This is a genomic window from Novosphingobium sp. B-7 (assembly GCF_000410615.1).
In the GTDB taxonomy this organism is placed as follows: domain Bacteria; phylum Pseudomonadota; class Alphaproteobacteria; order Sphingomonadales; family Sphingomonadaceae; genus Novosphingobium; species Novosphingobium capsulatum.
Genome location: NZ_APCQ01000773.1, coordinates 1 through 4,111, shown reverse-complemented (window position 1 = coordinate 4,111; position 4,111 = coordinate 1). Strand labels below are relative to the sequence as shown.

Sequence of the window (4,111 nt, the reverse complement as noted above, 5' to 3'; positions counted from 1 at the left end):
GGCTCGGCCCTGACGCTGCATGCCGGCGGCGGCTATTCCCTTGGCCGGGCCCGGCCGGGGGAAAGCGCCTGGCGCCTGCGCCCGCAGGGCGACTATGCCGACCTGCAGGCCGGCATTGCCCATGTTTCGCGCCGGCTCACGCTGGGGCTGCGCGCCAGTGGCACGATCGGCCAGCGGGTCCCGCCGCTGCCCCAGATGGCAAGTGGATTGCCGGCAAGGCGCGAGGGAACACGCCTTGTTGCCTATCTGCGGCTCAACGCCCTGCCCTAGGCCTAGCGGGCTGGCTCAATCCGTGGCGATGAAGTGATCGGCCAGGGTCTTGGCCGTAAACCCATGGCTGTAGCTTTGCGGATCGAGCGGCAGCATCGTGGCGTTCCAGCGGTTCCAGTCCTGCGTCAGCGCGGCAAAGACATCGGGATGGCGCGCTTTCAGGTTGGCGCGTTCCATGGGATCGGCCTCGACATCGAACAGGAACGTGTTGTCTCCGATTTTCAGGTATTTCCATTGGCCACGCCGCGCCGCCTGCTGGTCGTGCAGCTTGTACCGCCAATAGAGCGTGCGTGCCGGCAAGCTGCCCCCGGCAATCGCGCTGCGGATGTCGATGCCATCGGGGGCAAAGGCAGGATCGGGCGCGCCGCCCGCCGCAGCGACGAACGTGGGCAGCCAGTCCATCGAGATGATCTGCGCCGCGCTGGTGCTGCCCGGCTGGCTCAGGCCGGGCCAACGCACGATCGCGGGGATGCGCAAGCCCCCTTCGAGCAATTCGGTCTTGCGCCCGGTGAACGGCCAGGTATCGGCAAAGCGTTCGCCGCCATTGTCGCTGGTGAACACCACCACGGTGTTGTCGGCCTGGCCCGAATCCGCCAAGGCCTTGAGAATGCGCCCGACCTGAAGATCCAGGCGCTGCACCATCGCGGCATAGGTTTTCTGGTTGCCGCCATCGAAGTGCATCAGCGCCTCGGGGTCTTTGGACTGGGCCAGCCGCTTTGATTCGCTGTCGTCGTCCGGGGTTTCCCAAGGCCAGTGCGGCGCGGTGAAATGCAGGCTGAGCAGCCAGGGCTTGCCGATGCCGGCATTGCGCCGCACCGCCGCCACGGCATGATCACCCAAGAGATCGGTCAGGTATCCGGCCTGCTGCACCGGCGTTGCCCCGTCCCACAAATCCGGCCGCCCGCCCGAGGTGGCGTGGGTGTAATAGTCCACCGCGCCGCTGCGGATGCCCCAGAATTCGTCATAGCCGCTCAATCGCGGATCGTAGTCGGGCAGGCTGCCCAGATGCCACTTGCCGATCAGCCCGGTGGCATAGCCGGCCTTGCGCAGCAGCGAAGGCAGCGTGGGTTGGCTGGGTGGCAGGCCGATCGCGCGCTGTGCCAGCGGCTCTTCCAGCCCCACCGGCAGGCGATATTGATAGCGCCCGGTAATCAGCGCCACGCGCGTAGCGGTGCACACCGCGCTGTTGGCATAGGCCTGGGTAAAGCGCACGCCCTGCTGCGCCAGTGCATCGATCGCGGGCGTGGCATAATCGCGCCGGCCATAGCACGAGACATCGGCATAGCCCATGTCATCAGCCATGATATACAGGAAATTCAGCTTCTTGCCCGTATCGGGCACAGCCAGCGCTGGCGATGCCAGTGCCGCGCCTCCGGCAGCAAGGCCGGCCAGGGCTGCGCGGCGGGAAAGGCGGGATGCGGGCATGACAGGCTCCTTGCGGCACGACGGAAATGACACGGCAGAGGTCAGCCGGACGCCAGCCATTGTCTACAAATTTAATTGAACACCCCGTATAGCCATGCTTGGCTCTGCAATTGCGCCACATGCGAGCCAACTGCGCTTGATCGCGGAGTGCCGCACAGGCCACGTGCCCGGCATGAATGATGTTTCCACCGATGCGACCCTGGCGTGCCGGCGTCTGTACTGGTCCGCACTGCAGGATCGGTGGGACCACCGCACCCGGCAGGCCGCGGCGTGGCTGGCGGACGAGGCCGGCGTGGTGGATATCGGTTGCGGGCTGATGCCGCTGCGCGACCATCTGCCGGCCGGCACCCGCTATGTACCGGTGGACATTGTCGATCGCGGGCCCGGCACGGTCCTGACCGATCTCAACGCCGATCCGCTGCCCCGCTTTGCCGAACGCGCCGCCGCGATGCTCGGCGTGGTCGAATATGTCACCGATCTGCCGCGCCTGTTTGCCCAGTTGCGCCAGTTCGACCGCGTCGTTCTGTCGTACAACCACGCGTCGGTGCAGGATGTGCTGTGGGCCATGCGCCTGCGCCGCAAGGAGGTGATCTGGCTGCATCGCCATGGGCCGGCGCGCTTTGCCCGCCTGCTGGAAGACGCCGGCTGGCACATCGCGCGCCGCCACCGCGTGCGCGTGGGCGAGGCGATGTACGATCTGCGCAACAGCCCTTGAATGGCCGCCACGTTGCCGCACTGCGGCGCAAAACATAAGCTCGGTTCAAGAATCGCCGGAGCCGCGCTTGCGCCGCGTTCCGCACCTGCTAAGGGGGCGGTAAGTTCAACTCCCCAGGCAAGGCAACAGGACGGCTATGGCGAAGATCAAGGTGAAGAACCCGATCGTCGAGATCGACGGCGACGAGATGACCCGCATCATCTGGGAATGGATCCGCGAACGCCTGATCCTTCCCTACCTCGACCTGGACCTCAAGTATTTCGATCTTTCGGTCGAAAAGCGTGACGAAACCGGCGATCAGATCACGATCGATTCGGCCAACGCCATCAAGCAGTACGGCGTGGGCGTGAAGTGCGCCACGATCACCCCGGACGAAGCCCGCGTCGAAGAATTCGGCCTCAAGAAGATGTGGAAGTCGCCCAACGGCACGATCCGCAACATCCTGGGCGGCGTGGTGTTCCGCGAGCCCATCGTGATCCAGAACGTGCCCCGCCTGGTTCCGGGCTGGACCGACCCGATCGTGGTTGGCCGTCACGCCTTTGGTGACCAGTACAAGGCCACCGACACCCTGATCCCCGGCCCGGGCAAGCTGCGCCTGGTGTTCGACGGCGTGAACGGCGAATCGATCGATCTCGAAGTGTTCGATTTCCCGTCGGCCGGCGTCGCCATGGCGATGTACAACCTTGACGATTCGATCCGCGACTTTGCCCGCGCCAGCTTCAACTATGGTTTGAACCTGGGCTGGCCGGTCTATCTGTCGACCAAGAACACCATCCTCAAGGCCTATGACGGCCGCTTCAAGGACCTGTTCCAGGAAGTGTTCGACAGCGAAGGCTTCAAGGAAAAGTTCGCTGCCGCCGGCATCGAATACCAGCACCGCCTGATCGACGACATGGTCGCTTCCGCGCTCAAGTGGTCGGGCAAGTTCGTGTGGGCCTGCAAGAACTATGACGGTGACGTGCAGTCCGACACCGTGGCGCAGGGCTTCGGCTCGCTCGGCCTGATGACCTCGGTGCTGATGACGCCCGACGGCAAGACCGTGGAAGCCGAAGCGGCCCACGGCACCGTCACGCGCCACTATCGCCAGCACCAGCAGGGCAAGGCGACCAGCACCAACCCGATCGCCTCGATCTTCGCGTGGACGCGCGGCCTGATGTATCGTGGCAAGTTCGACGAAACCCCCGATGTGGTGCGTTTTGCCGAAACGCTGGAGCGCGTGTGCATCGAAACCGTGGAAAGCGGCAAGATGACCAAGGACCTCGCGATCCTCATCGGCCCCGACCAGCCCTGGATGACCACGGAAAAGTTCTTCGAAGCGATCGTGGAAAACCTGGAAAAGGAAATGGCTGCCTGGGCCTGAACCCGCGCCATTTCGCATGAAAAAGAAAGGCTCCGGCGTCTGCCGGGGCCTTTTCTTTTGGGGGGGTAACCGGCTAGCAGGACATGACGCGGTCTTGCGGGGCACAACAGGCGCAAGCAGCCGTGGGCAAGGGGGCCTTGGGCAAAGTGAGTAGCATGACGCAATTGGCACCCATGGTGGGGATCGCGCTGGCCGTGGTGGCCGTGCTCGCCACGCTTGTGGTGCTGCTGATCGTGCGCCGCCGCCGCGCCGCCGCCCTGGCCGCGCAAGAGGCCGAACTTGTCGAAGAAGCCCCGCCCCCACCGCAGCGCCGCCGCAACTTTGGCCCCGGCGCCGGCACC

General features: G+C 65.1%; 4 protein-coding genes and 1 pseudogene. 4 read left to right on the top strand and 1 reads right to left on the bottom strand.

What is annotated here, in order from left to right; genetic code table 11:
• Positions 1-270 (top strand): annotated as a pseudogene (locus tag H926_RS33160) (hypothetical protein); the annotation flags it as partial.
• Positions 271-285: 15 nt separating this feature from the next.
• On the opposite strand, the gene H926_RS0108660 reads toward H926_RS33160, so the two are convergent.
• Positions 286-1,695 carry a sulfatase gene (locus H926_RS0108660; protein ID WP_022675942.1) on the bottom strand — a complete coding sequence of 470 codons (1,410 nt, stop codon included), beginning with the start codon at positions 1,693-1,695 and terminating at the stop codon, positions 286-288.
• A 172-nt stretch (positions 1,696-1,867) separates the two neighbouring features.
• On the opposite strand from H926_RS0108660, the gene H926_RS26445 reads away from it, so the two are divergent.
• From H926_RS26445 to H926_RS32355, 3 genes are all read left to right on the top strand, one after another.
• Positions 1,868-2,410 carry a hypothetical protein gene (locus H926_RS26445; RefSeq protein ID WP_028657771.1) on the top strand — a complete coding sequence of 181 codons (543 nt, stop codon included), beginning with the start codon at positions 1,868-1,870 and terminating at the stop codon, positions 2,408-2,410.
• Positions 2,411-2,546: 136 nt separating this feature from the next.
• Entirely contained in the window at positions 2,547-3,770 is a 1,224-nt protein-coding gene (locus H926_RS0108650; protein ID WP_022675940.1) for an NADP-dependent isocitrate dehydrogenase, read from the top strand.
• A 155-nt stretch (positions 3,771-3,925) separates the two neighbouring features.
• Positions 3,926-4,111: hypothetical protein (locus tag H926_RS32355; protein ID WP_148291684.1), on the top strand; the 186-nt coding region annotated here is incomplete at its 3' end.